We start from the raw sequence: 1,348 nt of genomic DNA, 5'->3' as shown, positions 1-1,348 counted from the left end.
TGAAGTTGTAAGATGAAAGTAGACATTAAAAAAGTATGTCTACTTTTTTGTTATAATAAAAAATAAGAGGATGTGATTAAATGGGAATAGGAAGACCAAAAGGTGGGTCTAATCGCAAATGGGACAAAGAAGATAAGCTCAGAATTGTGAAACGTTATTTAAATGAAGGTATTGGAAGAATAGCTTTAGCAAAGGAAGAAAATATTTCAGGTGGTATGTTGTATATTTGGATTCAAAAATATCTAGATGAAGGTGAACAGGGATTAGTAAATAATAAGAAAAAAGGTAACCATTATGCTGCAATTCATACTAGTAAAACGTTAAGTGAAGTTGATCGGCTACGCTTGATAGTAGCTAAACAGGAGGTCGAAATTGAACGATTAAAAAAAGGTTACTTAGTGAAAGGAGCTGGTGCAAACAAGGAATTTGTTATTACAAAAGATGTGAGTTTGAAATAATTGATTCGTTAAGAGAAAAATATCCAATAAAGTTTTTATGTGAATTAATGAGTGTGAATCGTTCTAGTTATTATAAATGGTTATCAAGAAAAAATCACTTAAATAGGCATCAAAAAGTTAGACAGACATTAACTGAATTGCTAAAAATAGCTCATGAAAAGTATAAATCATATGGATATCATAGGTTGGCTACTATCGTTCGCCGTGAAACGGATTTGATATTTTCAGATAATCTTGCGCACAAATGTTGTAAATATTCAGGAATCAAATCTAAAGCACGTCGTCGTAAATATCGTAAACACGGAGATGAACATGTTTTTTATCCTAATATTATTAATGGAAAATGGAATGCAGTTAAGCCGCTTGAATTAGTAGTTTCCGATATGACATGTATAAAACATAGAGGACAAAATTATGAATGGACATATATGCTTGATACTTTTAATAATGAAATTATAGCATATGATCTTTCTAAAAAAGTTGGTGACAGAAAGCCATACTTTAATTGCTTGGAACAACTAAAGAAAAAAATTGAGAAACAAACAACCCAGACAATTTTGCACACTGATCAGGGTACTGTTTATTCCTCAAGAGCATTTCGTGAAGCTCATAAAGATTATAACATAATTCGCTCAATGTCGCGAGCAGGAACGCCTACTGATAATCCTATTATTGAATCAATTAACGGTTGGATCAAAGCAGAAATGATAACTGATTTTAGATATTGGGAAGAAGATAATATTTATGAATTTATTGATAAGTATATAAACTACTACAATTTTGAACGACCAGCTTATAGTCTAAAGTATAAAACCCCTGTTCAATTTAAGATTGAACAAGGGTTTGGTTAAACATGCCTTTTTTCTGTCTACTTTTAGTTGACAACTTCA

2 protein-coding genes are annotated in these 1,348 nt (G+C 31.1%); both read left to right on the top strand.

Annotated elements, in window-relative coordinates; translation table 11 throughout:
- The first annotated feature begins 80 nt into the window (after positions 1 to 80).
- Complete coding sequence (locus L3B98_RS28785; RefSeq protein WP_015394529.1) at positions 81 to 458, top strand: transposase; 378 nt, start codon at positions 81 to 83, stop codon at positions 456 to 458.
- Positions 380 to 1,309 (top strand): IS3 family transposase, encoded by a 930-nt coding sequence (locus L3B98_RS28780; RefSeq protein WP_200864801.1) that lies wholly within the window; start codon positions 380 to 382, stop codon positions 1,307 to 1,309. The genes L3B98_RS28785 and L3B98_RS28780 overlap by 79 nt, the downstream gene beginning before the upstream one ends.
- Positions 1,310 to 1,348: the final 39 nt, after the last annotated feature.

The organism is Clostridium sp. YIM B02555 (assembly GCF_022320955.1).
GTDB lineage: Bacteria > Bacillota > Clostridia > Clostridiales > Clostridiaceae > Clostridium > Clostridium saccharoperbutylacetonicum.
Note: the sequence above shows the minus strand (reverse complement) of the source record. Positions and strands in the feature narration are given on the sequence as shown.

Bases quoted from the DNA above. Each gene is read 5' to 3' on its own strand.
- L3B98_RS28785 (WP_015394529.1), top strand. From the start codon at position 81: ATGGGAATAGGAAGACCAAAAGGTGGGTCTAATCGCAAATGGGACAAA.